Annotated in this window: 13 protein-coding genes; 3 read left to right on the top strand and 10 right to left on the bottom strand. The window is 63.1% G+C overall.

Annotation, left to right across the window (positions count from 1 at the left end; translation table 11 throughout):
* Nucleotides 1-82: 82 nt before the first annotated feature.
* The 6 genes from WCA85_RS15935 to WCA85_RS15960 all read right to left on the bottom strand — a co-directional run bounded on the left by WCA85_RS15935 (nucleotide 83) and on the right by WCA85_RS15960 (nucleotide 6,933).
* Nucleotides 83-1,315, bottom strand: coding sequence for an acyl-CoA dehydrogenase family protein (locus WCA85_RS15935; protein WP_424065445.1), 1,233 nt, complete (start codon nucleotides 1,313-1,315; stop codon nucleotides 83-85).
* 124 nt (nucleotides 1,316-1,439) lie between these two features.
* Entirely contained in the window at nucleotides 1,440-1,838 is a 399-nt protein-coding gene (locus WCA85_RS15940; RefSeq protein ID WP_424065447.1) for a Zn-ribbon domain-containing OB-fold protein, read from the bottom strand.
* A 1-nt stretch (nucleotide 1,839) separates the two neighbouring features.
* The gene (locus WCA85_RS15945; protein WP_424065448.1) at nucleotides 1,840-3,009 is read right to left on the bottom strand and encodes a thiolase domain-containing protein; all 1,170 of its coding nucleotides are present in this window, start codon (nucleotides 3,007-3,009) and stop codon (nucleotides 1,840-1,842) included.
* Nucleotides 3,010-3,082: 73 nt separating this feature from the next.
* Nucleotides 3,083-4,330, bottom strand: a complete 1,248-nt coding sequence (locus WCA85_RS15950; protein WP_424065449.1) for a CaiB/BaiF CoA transferase family protein — start codon at nucleotides 4,328-4,330, stop codon at nucleotides 3,083-3,085.
* A 61-nt stretch (nucleotides 4,331-4,391) separates the two neighbouring features.
* Nucleotides 4,392-5,750 carry an MmgE/PrpD family protein gene (locus WCA85_RS15955; RefSeq protein ID WP_424065451.1) on the bottom strand — a complete coding sequence of 453 codons (1,359 nt, stop codon included), beginning with the start codon at nucleotides 5,748-5,750 and terminating at the stop codon, nucleotides 4,392-4,394.
* A gap of 16 nt (nucleotides 5,751-5,766) precedes the next feature.
* Entirely contained in the window at nucleotides 5,767-6,933 is a 1,167-nt protein-coding gene (locus tag WCA85_RS15960; protein WP_424065453.1) for an acyl-CoA dehydrogenase family protein, read from the bottom strand.
* 279 nt (nucleotides 6,934-7,212) lie between these two features.
* Between WCA85_RS15960 and WCA85_RS15965 the strand changes: the two genes are divergently transcribed.
* The 3 genes from WCA85_RS15965 to WCA85_RS15975 are packed head-to-tail and all read left to right on the top strand — an operon-like array spanning nucleotide 7,213 to nucleotide 10,064.
* Nucleotides 7,213-8,250, top strand: coding sequence for a MaoC family dehydratase (locus WCA85_RS15965; protein WP_424065468.1), 1,038 nt, complete (start codon nucleotides 7,213-7,215; stop codon nucleotides 8,248-8,250).
* A 20-nt stretch (nucleotides 8,251-8,270) separates the two neighbouring features.
* A complete protein-coding gene (locus WCA85_RS15970) occupies nucleotides 8,271-9,275 on the top strand; it encodes an HpcH/HpaI aldolase/citrate lyase family protein (RefSeq protein WP_424065455.1) in 1,005 nt (334 codons plus the stop codon).
* 9 nt (nucleotides 9,276-9,284) lie between these two features.
* The gene (locus tag WCA85_RS15975) at nucleotides 9,285-10,064 is read left to right on the top strand and encodes a GntR family transcriptional regulator (RefSeq protein WP_424065457.1); all 780 of its coding nucleotides are present in this window, start codon (nucleotides 9,285-9,287) and stop codon (nucleotides 10,062-10,064) included.
* A gap of 79 nt (nucleotides 10,065-10,143) precedes the next feature.
* Here WCA85_RS15975 and WCA85_RS15980 read toward each other — a convergent pair whose 3' ends face one another.
* From WCA85_RS15980 to WCA85_RS15995, 4 genes are all read right to left on the bottom strand, one after another.
* A complete protein-coding gene (locus WCA85_RS15980; protein ID WP_424065459.1) occupies nucleotides 10,144-11,565 on the bottom strand; it encodes an aldehyde dehydrogenase family protein in 1,422 nt (473 codons plus the stop codon).
* Between the two features lie 36 nt (nucleotides 11,566-11,601).
* Nucleotides 11,602-12,516, bottom strand: coding sequence for a TauD/TfdA dioxygenase family protein (locus WCA85_RS15985; protein ID WP_424065461.1), 915 nt, complete (start codon nucleotides 12,514-12,516; stop codon nucleotides 11,602-11,604).
* Between the two features lie 96 nt (nucleotides 12,517-12,612).
* Nucleotides 12,613-14,373, bottom strand: a complete 1,761-nt coding sequence (locus WCA85_RS15990) for a GMC family oxidoreductase (protein WP_424065463.1) — start codon at nucleotides 14,371-14,373, stop codon at nucleotides 12,613-12,615.
* A 23-nt stretch (nucleotides 14,374-14,396) separates the two neighbouring features.
* A partial coding sequence (locus WCA85_RS15995) for an MFS transporter (RefSeq protein ID WP_424065465.1) occupies nucleotides 14,397-15,075 on the bottom strand: 679 nt, incomplete at its 5' end.

Genomic DNA, 15,075 nt, shown 5'->3' on the forward strand with positions numbered 1-15,075 from the left:
GCTTTAGCGCTTACTCCGGTCCGATGCAGAGCGCTTGCTCAGGGCCCATGCAGGTTACTTGCCAGATTACTGTCTGCCGGTCTCAGAACGCCGTGTCGCCGTCCAGCAACCGGCGTGCGATCGTGCGGCGCTGGATCTCGGACGTGCCGTCCGGAATGCGCATGGTGCGCGCCCAGCGGTAGCCCGCTTCGAGACGCAGTTCGTTCGTGAGACCCATGCCGCCATGAATCTGGATCGCGCGATCCATCACGCGACCGACCATCTCCGTCGCCGATGCCTTGACGATCGACACTTCTTTCGTCGCAGGCTGACCGGAGTCGACCAGCCACGCGCAATGCCGGACCATCGACTTGCAGGCGTAGATGTCCATCGCGCATTCCGCCAACATGAACTGCACGGCCTGATGCCCGGCAATCGCCTCCCCGAACGTCTTGCGCACCTGGGCGTAGGCTAGCGCCTGGTCGAGCGCCCAGCGCGCGAGACCGACGCATGATGCCGCCATGCTCAGCCGCCCGGCATTGACGCCATCCAGCGCAACCGACAAACCTCGGTTGACGGGTCCGAGGCGGTGGCTGTCCGGCACCCGTACACTATCGAGCGTAATGATGCCGATGTCCGCGCCAAGATGGCCCATGATCGGAATCACACTCGGCACCGAGAATCCTGCAGTCTCGGTGGGCAGGAAGAAACCGGTGATGCCGCCGCGGCGCGCACGCGCCTCGTCCTCATCTGTGACAGCGAAGATCATCGCATAGTCGGCGTAGGGCGCATTAGTGATCCACTGCTTGGTGCCGCTGATTTTCCAGTGATCGCCGTCGCGCACGGCGCGCGTGCGCATGCCGAAGACGTCGGAGCCGGCATCCGGCTCGCTCAGGCCGAAGCACATGGTCTTGTCGCCGCTTGCCAGCGCTTCGTGACAGGTCGCCAGTATGGCGGGGTCCATGTGCTTCAGCACGGGAGACAACCCATTCGTAAAAGGCGACGGCAACACAACCGTTTGCACCAGATGCCGCTCCGGTCCGCAATGCGCGTTGAGTCGCTCCTGAATGTACACGGCGGCCTGGGTGCCTAGCCCCCCGCCGCCGAGCGATTCGGCGGCAAGCGCGGTATAGAAGCCCAGTTCCGCCGAGCGCATCCGAACCTGCCTGCGCAGTGCCAGCACGGCGGGCGCGTAGCGGCCGTTTTCTGTGTAGATGGTCCGTTCGCTCGCCAGCAGCGTGCGATGCTCATGCTCGAGTCCCACCACTTCACGGTCGATGAACCGGATCAGCGCGTCGCCGAAATCGACCCATTCGCTGGGCACGTCGAAGTTCATTGGAATGCCTCCTTGTCTCTGTTGAGCGGCTGATATGTGGTCTGGCCGCTGTCGATGGTGTGCAGCCATACGTCCAGGCGGCGCACCTGGCCTGAAGCGATCGGGCGTCGTCCTCGCACGCGCGTCATGCGGGAGTAAACGTCGGTACCGGCGCGCCGTTTTCCGTCGGTGCGAATACCACGCGTACTCTTTGTCCGATATGCACCGCGTCGAGATCGCAGTTGACGATATGGGTCATCATCGACACGCCTTCGTCGAGCGTGACGTAAGCGATGCAAAACGGCTCGGGACCGGCGCGTCGCGTGACGCTGAACGAATAGACCGTGCCGTGCCCGCTAGACGCTTTCCAGTGCGTCGTGCCCATGCAGAACGGGCACAGCATGCGCGGGTACCAATGAGGCTTGCCGCATGCGTCGCAATGTTTCAGTAGCAAGCGGTGCTCGCGTGCGGCTTGCCAGAATTCCGCGTTGTCCGGCCATTCAGCGGGGGCAGGAAAAGAACCGGGTGTCGTGGCGGATGTCATGTCATTGCTCCCGTTCGAGGATCAAGGTGGCGCTGCCGTGACGTGAGCCGAGGTAGCCACCCGTGCCCTGTGCCAGCGCGAGCGTGCAGTTCTTCACCTGCACGGCTGGGTGCGCCTCGCCACGTAACTGCCGGACCGCCTCGATCACCTTTGTGATGCCGCCGCGATTGGCCGGGTGGCTGCTGCACAGGCCGCCACCGTCTGTATTGAACGGCAGTCTGCCAACGCCGGAGATCAGGTTGCCGTCAGCGACAAATTTGCCGCCTTCGCCCTTTTTGCAAAACCCCAGGTCTTCGAGCTGCATCAGTACGGTGATCGTAAAGCTGTCGTAGATCGAGGCGTACTGGATATCGGCGGGTGTGACGCGTGCTTCGGCGAATGCAGCGGCGCCGGAGAATCTGGCCGCCGACCAGCTCAGATCGACGGCGCCACCAAGCTGTCCCTTGACCGCTTCGCCCGCGCCGCGGATCTTGACTGCACGGCCGCCGAGCGTAGCCGCGATTTCCGGACGGGCGACGATCAACGCGCCGCCGCCGTCTGAAACCACACAGCAGTCCAGCCGGTGCAGCGGATCGGAGATCATCTGCGAGGCGAGCACATCTTCCACGGTGACGACATCGCGCAACATCGCATTCGGGTTGTGCTGTGCATGATGCGATGCGGCCACCTTGATCCAGGCGAGTTGCTCGCTGGTGGTACCGTATTCATACATGTGACGCATCGCCACCATCGCGTACAGATTTACGGTCAGCGGCCTGAACGGCGCCTCGAACGGGAGGTCAGGCAGATCCTTGCCCCAGTTGCGCGCCTGCGTGCCGCTCGAACCTTCGGAGCGTGGGCGTCCCGCCAGTGTGATCAGCGCGACATTGCATTTGCCCGCCGCGATGGCCTGCGCGGCATGGGATACGTGCGCGAGATACGCGCAGCCGCCCATGTCGGTGGAATCAACATGGCGCACGGTCAGACCGAGGTAGTCGACCATGTTGAGCGGGCCGAGGCCTGGTGCGTCGCCCGCGCAAAAATAGCCGTCGATATCGCGCAGCGTCAACCCCGCGTCGTCAAGCGCGCCTTTCGCGCATTCCGCGTGCAACTGCGGGACGGTCTTGTCGGGCGCCTTGCGGGTCGGGTGTTCATAGGCTCCGACGATCCAGGCTTTGCCATGGATGCTCATAAGAATTCTCCTGCGGGAGTTGCCAACGTGCGAAGGCGAACGACCCGTCCGGTTCGAAAGGAGGCGGCCGTGCTCATGCCTGACGCACCGTGCCGGAATCACGCATCTGCTGGATATCGTCCAACGCGTAGCCCGCGCGCAGCAGGATGTCTGCAGTATGCTCGCCGAGCAGCGGCGCACGGTGACGCACCGCGCCTGGCGTGCGGCTCAGCTTGATCGGCACGCCGGCGATCTTGACAGGCTCGCTTGAACCGGGTTGCTCAACGTCGACCAACATTTCACGCACCTGGTAGTGCGGGTCCGCGAATATCTCCGCCGACGTATAAACCGGCCCAAACGGCACCCGCGATCCCAGACATTGCGCGAGTTCTTCCTTCGTGCGCACGGACGTGAAACCCTCGATCGTATCGATCACGCGTTGCGCGTTCGTCACGCGCGCCGCGTTGGTCGCGAATGCCGGGTCGGTGATGAGATCAGGGCGATCCATCGCATGGGCGAGTTTTTCCCAGAAGCCGTCGTGCGCGCAGGCAATCGATACCCAGCCATCGCGAGCGCGAAACAGGCCGAACGGGCAGAGCAGGGGATGGCGATTGCCTTCGGGTGCCGATACGACGCCCGTGTAAGAACGCTGATAGACGATGCGTTCACACATCGCCAGCACACAGTCGGTCATGGCGACGTCGACGAACTGGCCTTCACCGGTTTCGCGGGCGCGATACACGGCGGCAAGAATGCCCAGGCATAGCATCAACGCGGGCACGGTGTCGCCGACTCCTGGGCCGATCTTGGTGGGCGTCTCGCGGTCGGGGCCGGTAATGCCCATCATGCCGCCCATTGCTTGCGATACCACGTCGTAGGCGGGCCAGTCCGCATAAGGGCTGGCGCCGCTGCGCGGATCGCCGAACCCTCGCACCGCACCATAGACCAGACGCGGGTTGGTTTCGCGTAACTGTTCGTACGAGAGACCGAGGCGTTCCATCACACCGGCGCGGAAATTCTCCACCACGATATCGGCGCCATCGATCAGCCGGCGGACGATTTCGCGGCCTTGCGGGTTTTTCAGGTCCACTGCGATCGACTGCTTGTTGCGGTTTACGCTCTGGAAATAGCCACCGAAATCGCGCAGCGTGTCGTCGTCGCGAAATGGTCCTGTGCTGCGGGTGCCGTCGCCGCTCATCGCCTCAACCTTGATCACTTCCGCCCCATGGTCCGCAAGAATCTGCGTGCAGAATGGACCGGCCAGCATCTGCGTCAGGTCGATCACGCGGAGGCCTGCGAGAGCGCCTGTGGCTTGGGAGGGCGGCTGCGTGGACTGGTTCATTCCGTTCCTTCTTCGATTTCGTGCGGTCTCGATGTGCAGTGGCGGCTTATAGCGCCCCGGCTCACGGGTTCATCAAAGCGTGAATGCGTGGATAAACTTCGCGAGCGGGCAACGTGTGCAGCGCTTCAACGAGGCACCACAGATCCTCGCTCAGGGCTGCGCCGATCAGCGCGCGTGCTTTACCTTGCAATTTCTTGAGTTGCTCCGCGGACGGTATTGGATCCGCGAGTTCGACCGTGTGTTCGAAGCACGATCCATCGCGCGTCTCAATGACAGCTCGGCTGGCGGTATCGGTTACCTCCGGATCAGCGTGGATCGATACGCGCTGCATGAGGCTGACGAGCGCCGGGTCGCCGCACATCGAAACCGAAAACGCGCCTGGCGCTGCCGTGTCCAGTCCGTTGAGCACCATCGCGGCAGTGAACGCCAGACTGAACTTGGCTTCGAGTCCGGTTTGCGGTCGCGCAATGCAGCAGACGGGCAGCCACTGCGGATTGATGTGCAGCCTGACCCGGTCTATATCCTCGGTCAGAAGGCCGTGTTTGGTGCGCAGCGCGAGCAGCGCCTCCAGGGCCGGGTGCGTGCCATGACAGCACGCATGAAACTTGTACTGAACGTCGACGAAACGAAAGTGCTGCGGCAGGCCGCCGAACGGATCGCTGCCATGGGCCGTCTGCGCGCCATGTGTGGATGCAAACCCGCCCGTACCTTCGATCGCATCGCGCCGCGATTCAAAGCCGAGCGATGCGAGCGTTGCCGCCTCTACGCCGTTGGCTGCGGCCATGCCCGCGTGAAAGGGTTTGCCCATCGAGCCGAACTGGCATTTGAGCCCGGACGCGCGCGTGGCGGCGAGACCGAAAGCGTGGGTGGCTTGCGTGACATCGAGGCCTAGCAGGCGTGAGCAAGCGGCCGTGGCGCCGAAAGCCCCGGAGGTCGCTGTCTGATGAAAGCCCGCATTGTAGTGAGCACGCCCAAGCCACTGGCCGATGCGACAGGTGGCTTCGACACCACATAAAAACGCTTCAAGGACGGCGTTGCCGTCCGCCTGCTGCTGCTCGGCTACCGCAAGCGCAGCGGGCAGCACCGCAACGCTCGGATGGCCAACGAACGCAAAGTGCGTGTCGTCGTAGTCGAGCGCATGCGCCACCGTGCCGTTCAGCAACGCCGCCGCCCGTGGCGGAATGCGTGTCTCCATCCCAAATGCGCTGGCCTGCGGCGTGCCGCCTTCGCGCACCACCAGTTCACGCACGATGCGGCTAGCGGGTTCGTCCTGCCCGGCCAGTGCAACAGCGAAAATGTCGTAAAAGGACAGGCGTGCGAAGTTGAGTGCGGCGCTCGGAAAACTAACGGACCTGTCGGTCGCAAAGCGCGCAGCTTGTGTCGTGATGCCGGCTTCGTCCTGCATACGGGATGGGTTCATGGATGGCCTCGCGCCTTCAGGCCGCTATCTTGCCGAGCAAGGCGTCGGAGATGATCCGCATCTGGATTTCCGACGTGCCCTCGAAGATTTTGGTGAGTCGCGCGTCGCGCCAGTAACGCTCGGCGGGAAAGTGAGTCGTGTACCCCGCGCCGCCGTGAATCTGCAAGCCTTCGCTGGTGACGCGCTCCGACATCTCGCTCGCGAACAGCTTCACCATGGCCGCTTCGATATCGCAGCGCTCGCCTTCGTCGATCTTCTCGCAGACGGCATAGAGCAACGCACGTGACGCTTCGATCTGGGTGGCCATGTCGGCAAGCTTGAAACGGATCGCCTGAAAATGCGCAATCGGCGAGCCGAACTGGTTGCGCTCGCTCGCATAGCGCAGTGCGTCTTCGAGACTGCCCTGAGCAAGTCCGATCGAACGCGCCGCGGTATGCGCGCGCGCCGTTTCAAGACCGGCGGTGGCGAGATAAAACGCCTTGCCTTCTTCCCCGACCATCTTCGCGGCCGATACCCGGCAGCGATCGAAGGCCAACTCCCAGGTAGTCCAGCCGTGATATCCGATCTTCGGGATGACGCTGCCCTGGACGCCTTCGGGCAACTGGCCGCGTGGCTTCTCGACCATGAAGGCGCTCAGGCCGCGATGACGCGCCTTGGGATCGATCACGGGATCGGTGCGCGCAATCACGAGGATGAAATCAGCGTCGTCCGCGAAAGTGCACCAGTATTTGCTGCCAGTGATTTCCCATTCGTCGCCGACCCGCACTGCGCGGCACGAAATGTTCGACACGTCCGAGCCGGCGTTCGCTTCCGATAGCGAGAACGCACCGAGGAATTCGCCACGCGCCATGCGCGGAAGGTAGTCGGCCTTCTTCTCTGGAGGCAGGCCTTTCAATGCGCCGATCAGACCATTGCCGCGCGCGATCAGGCTGCCCACGCTCATCCAGCCGCGCGAGAGTTGCTCAGCTACGAGGCAGTACTCGTAGGCACCAAGACCCAGCCCGCCGTATTCCTCAGGAATCAGGATACCGAAGTAACCGAGTTCACCCATTTCGTCGATCAGCTCACGCGGGATACGGCCTTTCTCCGGATCGAGTTTGTTGGCGAGCGGCAGGACGCGTTCCATCGTGAATTGGCGCGCCGTCTCCTGAATCATACGTCGTTCTTCGGACAGTTTTTGCACGGTGTCTGCTCCTTGGGTATTGCGATCTCGCCGTTTCCGCCAGCGGGTATGTACGGACATAGTAGCGGCCATGCAGTACCCCCTGACAAGCGATTTCTGATTGCCTACCCGAATCGGGTGGGTCTGACATAAAAGCGCTCAACGCACGTGTGGCCCGGTTGACAGTGCACCGTCTGACCAACACTATGTCCGTACAAAGAGACGGGTGTAATGACAGGAGGAGCGGTGGCGACGACAAAGAACAGGACAGGCAACTACTTCGAGGATTTTCATCTGGGCATGACGATTCGCCATGCCACACCGCGCACCCTGACGGAAGCCGACAGGAGCCTTTATATCGGTCTTACTGGCAGCCGCGCGGCGCTTGGCACGGCGCAGACGAATGCGCATGCGCTCGGCTTTGAGCAGCGTCCGCTTGAAGACCTGCTGGTTTTCAACACGGCGTTCGGTAAGACCGTGCCCGATATTTCGCTGAATGCCGTGGCCAATCTCGGCTACGCCGACGTGCGTTTCGTCGCCGATGTGTACCCGGGCGACACGCTGAGCGTAGAGACGACGATCATCGGGACGAAGGAGAACTCGAACCGTAAGAGCGGGGTGGTCTACGTGCGTTCAAGCGCGAGTAATCAACACGGTCGTGAAGTGCTGACGTGGATTCGCTGGGTGATGGTGCACAAGCGCAATTTCGAAGCGCGCTGCAGCGAGCCCGTCGTACCGTCGCTGGAAGCTGTGGTGGCAAGCGCGCGGCTGCCTCGTGCCGACTATTTGGCGGGGGTGCGCGACATCGTGACCATGACTGGTATTGAGGCGCTTTGGGATGACTACGAGGTCGGCGAGCGCATCGATCACCCTGGCGCAATGACAGTCAATGACAGCGATCACAGCATCGCGACACGTCTGTACCAGAACACGGCGAAGGCGCACTTCGACGGCTATGCCGCGGCCGCTCAAGGCAAGCAGCGGCTGGTCTATGGCGGTCACGTCATGTCGATCTGCAAGGCGCTGACCTACGATGGCCTGGAAAACGCACTGTCCTTCCTTGCGATCAACAGCGGTAGTCATGTGAATCCGACCCATGCTGGCGACACGCTTGCTTGCGCGACCCAGGTTCTCGAAAAGATCGATCTGGGCGATGGCAGCCCCGTCGGTGGACTTCGCGTGCGCACGATCGGTGTAAAGAACGCGAGTCCAGTGTCGATCGTCTTCGCTGACGCAACGGGCCAGCGGCCGACGCATCCTGAGCATGTCGTGCTCGATCTGGACTACACCGTCGCCATTCCGAGACTTCCCGGACTTCAAAGACAGTCGACTACCTAACCCGGATATCGGAGAACTTTATGGTTGCAACTACGCATCCGCGCGACGCCCTGTTTGCTGGCGAAAAAGCATTTCCCATGTTGGCCGCTTGCGAGCATTTCGCTGGCAGCGAGAAACTGATCGGCAAGGCGTTCGACCTGCAGGCAGAACTCGGCCCCGTCTTCGACATTACCTGCGATTGTGAGGACGGCGCCGCCGCCGGCGAGGAGCGTGAGCATGCGCAGATGGTGGCGCGCATGCTCAACTCCGCCGCAAACCGTTTTGGCCGCGCGGGCGTACGCATCCATGACCCGGCTCATGCCGCGTGGCGGCAGGAGGTCGACATCATCGTCGGCGACGCGGCAGAGCGGGTGGCGTATATCACGATTCCCAAGGCGACCCGGCATGAGCAGATTGCCGAGGTGATCGACCATATCGGCTTAGTAGCGGGCAGAGCCGGCGTGCATCGGGCAATACCGGTGCACGTGCTGATCGAAACGCACGGTGCGCTGCGCGAGGTCTTTGCGATTGCCTCGTTGCCGCATATCGAAGTGCTGGACTTTGGCCTGATGGATTTTGTCAGCGGCCATCACGGCGCCATTCCCGCAGCGGCGATGCGCAGTCCCGGCCAGTTCGAGCACGCGCTGCTCGCGCGCGCCAAAGCGGATATGGTTGCCGCTGCGCTCGCCAATGGCATCGTGCCCGCGCATAACGTCTGCCTGAACCTGAAGGATGCCGGCGTGATCGCGGCCGACGCGACGCGAGCCCGCAACGAATTCGGCTTCCTGCGCATGTGGAGCATCCACCCTGCGCAGATCGCACCGATCGTCGCGGCGATGCGCCCGGATTTTGCCGAAGTGACAGACGCCGCCGCGATTCTATGCGCGGCACACGACGCGGGTTGGGGGCCGATCCAGTACCAGGGAGAATTGCACGACCGCGCGACCTATCGTTATTTCTGGACGGTGCTCGAAAAGGCTAGAGTCACGGGAATGACGTTGCCGCAGCCAGCCGCGCAGCGGTTCTTTTCCGACTCACAACCCTGACAGTCGCCCATGAACACCGCTTTGTCGAACCAAAGCACGCTCGAATCATCTGCGTCGTCCACCCGCTACGGGGAGCTGGCGAGCGCGCTGATCAAGGACATCGTCGCGGGCCGTCATGTCGTGGGTAGCCTGTTGCCTACCGAGCATGAACTCGCCGAACAGCGCGGCGTAAGCCGCCATACGGTGCGCGCTGCGCTAAAGCTGCTGCAGGATCTCGGCTACATTTCGCGGAAGAAATCGGTGGGCACGGTCGTGCAGAGCGCGAACCCGGATACCACGTACACACAGTCGTTCGGCACGGTCGACGATCTGGTGCGCGTCGCGGCCACCGAAATTCGTGAGATCGAAAGCGTGCATCACGTCACGCTTGACCGTGCGACGGCGCGCCGACTCGAAGCGCCCGTCGGCAGCGAATGGATCGTGTTCGCAGGTTTGCGTGTCGATGTCCGCAAAGGCGGCGCGCCAATTGCATGGGCGGACATCTACATCGACGCGACGCTCTCCCGGATTGCGGATACGGTGCGCGCGAATCCGGAAGTGCTGGTTAGCTTCCTGATCGAGCGTGAAGGCGGGCAAGTGATCTCGGAGATTCGTCAGGTCGTGACGGGGACCTTGATCGACGCGCCTCTCGCACGCCGCTTGAACGTCGACACCGGCTCGGCTGGCTTGCGGCTCGTGCGCCATTACAAGGACGCGGCGGGCAAGATACTTGAGATCAGCGATACGGTTTATCCGGCGGATCGCGTGTCGGTTGCAACGCAATTGAGGCGCAGCAGGATGCCGGGCTGATCGCCGTGCCGCATGCCGTCCAAAGACAGCATGCGGCTTCCGTTTTCGCCATGTCGTATGGCGTGTGCGTGACGCCTGGTTACACAGTCACCGACTTGCACTCCAGAAACTCGGCAAGACCCTCTGCGCCATATTCGCGGCCATTGCCCGAGGTCTTATAGCCGCCGAACGGTACGGTGATATCCAGCATTGCGCCGTTGATCCGTACCGAGCCGACTCGCAGACGCGCCGCGACGCGTCGAGCGCGCTCGGCATCGCTCGACGCGATGTATCCCGCGAGTCCGTACTCGGTGTCGTTGGCGATGGCGATGGCATCCTCTTCGCCGTCGTAGGGAATCATCGTCAGCACCGGCCCGAAAATCTCCTCACGCGCAATGCTCATGTCGTTGCGCACATCGGCGAAGATCGTCGGACGGGCATAGAAGCCGCGTTCGAGACCGGGCGGCCGGCCAAGGCCGCCGGCCGCAACACGCGCGCCTTCCGCGATGCCGACGGCGATCATCCGTTGCACCTTGTCGTATTGCGCGCGGTTGGAGATCGGTCCCATCTTCGTCGCTGGATTGGCGGGGTCGCCTACCGCCACCGCATCGGCTACAGCGGCGGCAATCTTCACCGCTTCCTCATAACGCTCGCGCGGCACCAGCATGCGGGTTGGCGCAACACAGGTCTGGCCCGAGTTGGCCATGCATTGGGCGACGCCACTCGTGACCGCCGTCTGCAGATCGGCATCATCCAGGATCAGCAGCGGCGACTTGCCGCCGAGCTCCTGTGCGACACGCTTGACCGTGGGTGCGGCGCTGATCGCGACCTGGACACCGGCCCGGGTCGACCCGGTGATCGACACCATGTCCACGCCCGGATGCGACGACAGCGCCGCGCCGACGACCGCTCCGTCGCCGAAGATCATGTTGAACACGCCGGCGGGTACGCCGGCTTCGTGCATGATCTCAGCGAAGATCACCGCGTCGAGCGGGGCGATTTCGGATGGTTTGAGCACGACAGTGCAGCCGGCTGCCAGCGCTGGCGCGACCTTCGCGGTGATCTGGTTCAACGGCCAGTTCCATGGTGTGATGAGCGCTGCGACCCCGACCGCTTCGCGCCGCACATAGCTCTTGCCATGTTGCGTCTCGAACCTGAAATCACGCAGCGTATCGAGCGCGGCTTGCAACTGTGCGAGACCGATCGGCGCTTGCAGACCTTTGCACAAAGAGATCGGGGCACCGATCTCCGCGCATACCGCTTCGGCAATGTCACCAAGCCGCGAGCGGTACAGATCGATGATGCGTTCGAGCAACGCCATCCGTTCTTCGCGCGTCGATTGCGACCACGCCGGAAAGGCGGCTCGCGCGGCGTCGACGGCCCGCTCGACATCCGCCGCGGTGCCCATCGACAGTTTGCCGGTCCGTTCCTCGGTGGCCGGATCGACGATGTCCGCGAAGGTGCCGCCCGCGGCGGGTTCGACCCACGCGCCGTTGATATAAAACCTGTTGAGTGTCTTCATCTTGTTGTTCCCGAAACGTTCGCCTTAGTTGCCGCGTTAGACCGGACGGTCGCCGATGATGGTCGCGCGCATCATGTGCCGGGGTGCCGGAAAATAGTCCTGCACGGCATAGTGCTGGCACGCGCGGTTGTCCCAGAACGCAATTGTGTTCGGCTGCCAGCGCAGGCGAACCTGATACTCGGGCGCCTGCGCCTGACGAAACAGGTACTGCAGCAAGTCCATTTCAGCGAGCTTGTAATCGAAGCCGATCCGGTATTGCTGCGCGGTCTTGTGGCCGTAGTTCGCCAGATACGTCGTGAACGCCTCGTTGACGTAGAGAATCTTTTCGCCTGTTTCCGGGTGCGTGCGCACGACCGGATGAACCGCGGGCGGATATTTCTGGCGCATTGCGGCGTGCTGATCCTCGGGTATGACAATGCCGAACAGCGGCAGGAATTCGTGGACAGCAGTCAGCCCGTCGATGCGCGCTTTCACGTCGTCCGGCAGGTTCTCGTATGCGGCCACCATGTTGATCCAGATGGTATCGCCACCCACTTCAGGGCACTGCACGCAACGCAGCATGGACCCCATTGATGGGATTTCGCGCCACGACACGTCCGTGTGATACAGGTTTTCGCGGCCGCGCTTCGTTTCATTGCGGCCGATGATCACGAGTTCGTCGTGGTCGGGATGATGAGGGAAGGTTGGGTGCACTTCCAGTTCACCGAAGCGACGCGCGAGCGCAACTTGCTGTGCCGGTGTGATGTCCTGTTCGCGGAAGAACAGGACCTTGTACTTGAGCAACGCGCGACGCAGCGCGAGATAGGTGTCGTCGTCGAGCGGTTCGCGCAGGTCAATGCCGCCGATCTGCGCGCCGATGGTGGGTGTGGATCGTTCAACGCTGAACGGCCAGCTTTCGACGTCATGAGCGGTGGCGTAGGTAGGGGCCAGAGCGGTTGCGGTAGCTTGCATTTCGTGTCTCCAGATGGGGGCGCCATTTGCATTACGACGCCGGAGTGATTGAGTAAGGGCGGTGCGCTTTCCGAGGGGCGAAGCGCAACTAGCGAGTCAGTTCTCGGCTGATGCCGTATATCTTGGTTCTGATGCAGCGACGCCCGGCGAGCACCTCGTCGCACGAATCAGATCGGCGGCTTTCTCGCCGATCATGATGGCCGGCGCGTTCGTATTGCCGCCGACGAGCGTCGGCATGATCGACGCATCGACGACGCGCAGGCCATCGACGCCGTGCACGCGCAGATTGGGATCGACGACTGCCATCGCGTCGGTGCCCATCTTGCAGGTGCCGACGGGGTGATAGACGCTGTCCGCATGCGCACGGATGTACGCGCGAATCGCGTCTTCGTTCGAGCTATCCGGGCCAAACTCGTCGGTCAGCAATTCCTTGCCGCCCGCTTCAGCGAGCGCGGGCTGGGCGAAGATCCGCCGCACTATGCGCACGCCGGCCACCAGAGCGTCCATGTCGGCTTCAGCAGAGAGGAAACGCGGATCGATCAACGGTGCGTCGCGCATGTCCGGCGAGCGCAGCCGCACGTGACCCCGGCTTTGCGGCCGCAGGATGTACGCATGGCACGAGTAGCCGTGACCGAGCTTGCGGCGCTGCGCCATATTGCGATTGCCCAGCATCGCGAGGATGAACGCGAGTTGCACGTCGGGCGTCGCCAGATTCGGACGGCTCTTCACAAACGCACCCGCTTCGGCGAAATTGGAGGCGACCATGCCGGTACGCTCGCGCCGGTAGCGCAAGATTTCGCCGACGAGCCGCAGCGCACCGCGTGCCGAGTAGCCATACAGGTCCAGCGACGGAACCTGCTTGTTGACGATGATGTCGAGATGGTCCTGGAGGTTCTCGCCGACGCCTGGAAGGTCGTGAACCACTGCGATGCCATGCTCGCGCAGGTGCGCGGCGGGACCGATGCCGGAGGCCATCAATAGTTGCGGCGAATTGAACGCGCCGCCGCTGACGATGACTTCGCGCCGCGCCCGCAACGTTTGCGCGACACCCGAGCGCATCACGTCGACGCCAGTCGCGCGCTTGCCCTCGAATGTCAGACGTAACGCCTGGGTGTCGGTCAGCACGGTCAATCCCTTGCGTCCGCCGTTGTGCGCGAGATCGTTCGCATTGCCGCGATGCAGGTACGCACGGGCGGCATTCCAGCGCTCGCCATTGTGCTGTGTCACCTGATAAAGTCCGGCGCCTTCCTGTTCCTCGCCGTTGAAGTCGTGATTCAGCGGCAAACCGGCTTGCATCGCAGCCTGCACGAAGCGCTCCGAGAACGGGTTGGGCGTGCGCAGATCACTGACATGCAAGGGGCCGCTGCCGCCGTGCCAGACGTTGTCCTCACGGCCGCTGTTGCGCTGGTTCTGTTCGCTGCGCCGGAAGTAGGGCAGTACGTCGTCGAAACTCCAGCCAGGGCAGCCGAGGCTCACCCATTCGTCGTAGTCGGTGCGATGGCCGCGGATGTACACCATGCCGTTGATCGAGGAACTTCCACCAAGTCCGCGGCCGCGCGGCTGATACGACCTGCGGCCGTTGAAGCCGGCTTGCGGCTCCGTGTAGTACGCGTAGTTGCGCGGGCCGGCCTTGGGCACGGTGCCCGCGAGTCCGATGGGTGTCCATACGCTGAAGTGGTGATCGTGGGGGCCTGCTTCCAGCAGCGCCACGGTGACCGATGCATCTTCGGCGAGGCGCGATGCCACGGCGCAACCGGCCGAGCCCGCGCCGATGATGATGTAGTCAAAGGCCGTTGCGAGCGCGGAATCCGGGCCTTTCGTGGATGCGGTTGATGCTGGCGTGGCTGCTGTGCTCATGCGATCTTGTCGAGTAAGGAGGATCAGGCGGTGGCCGGTGCGCGCGAGCCGTTCAGCGCGCGGTTTGAGCGTTCGGGGTGCAGCCAGCGCAGGCCGGTGAGCGCTGCGACGATCAACAGTACCGCGCCCGTGACGAAGCCCATCTCATAAGCCTGCGAGCCGACGCTGCCGTGCGTCTGCACGATGCGTCCCATTACGACCGGTGCGATCGCGGCGCCGAAACTGGCAACTGCGGTATGGATCGAGACGATGGCGCCGCGTTGGCTCGCCGGCACGACCTCAGCGAGCAGTGCGGGGGCGAGGGTGAAGCACAGCGTCGGCAGCGCACCGGCGAGGGTGAACAGCAACACTCGTTGAACCGGCGGCAGATTCAGCATCGGCAGCACGAGAAACAGTGCGGCGCCGACGAGCATCATCAGGCAGACGAACTGCGCACGCGCCTGCCGTGTCGATGCGCCGCGCTGCAGCAAGCGTTGCGACAACCAGCTCAGGCCGATGTTGACGGGCGCCGCGACTTCCGTGACCACCGCGAACCAGCGTCCAGCTTCAACACTGCTGAAGCCCAGACCCTTCTCGAGATAGGTCGGCAGCCAGGTCAGGTTCTGGCCCAGCATCCAGTAGACGGCGAAGCCCAGGAAAAAGGTGGACAGCACCGACGGATCGGTGAGGATCGTCCGGTACGGCAGGCGCTCAGCGCCCGGC

Origin of the sequence: Paraburkholderia sp. (assembly GCF_049581445.1) — a bacterium.
Lineage (GTDB): Bacteria > Pseudomonadota > Gammaproteobacteria > Burkholderiales > Burkholderiaceae > Paraburkholderia.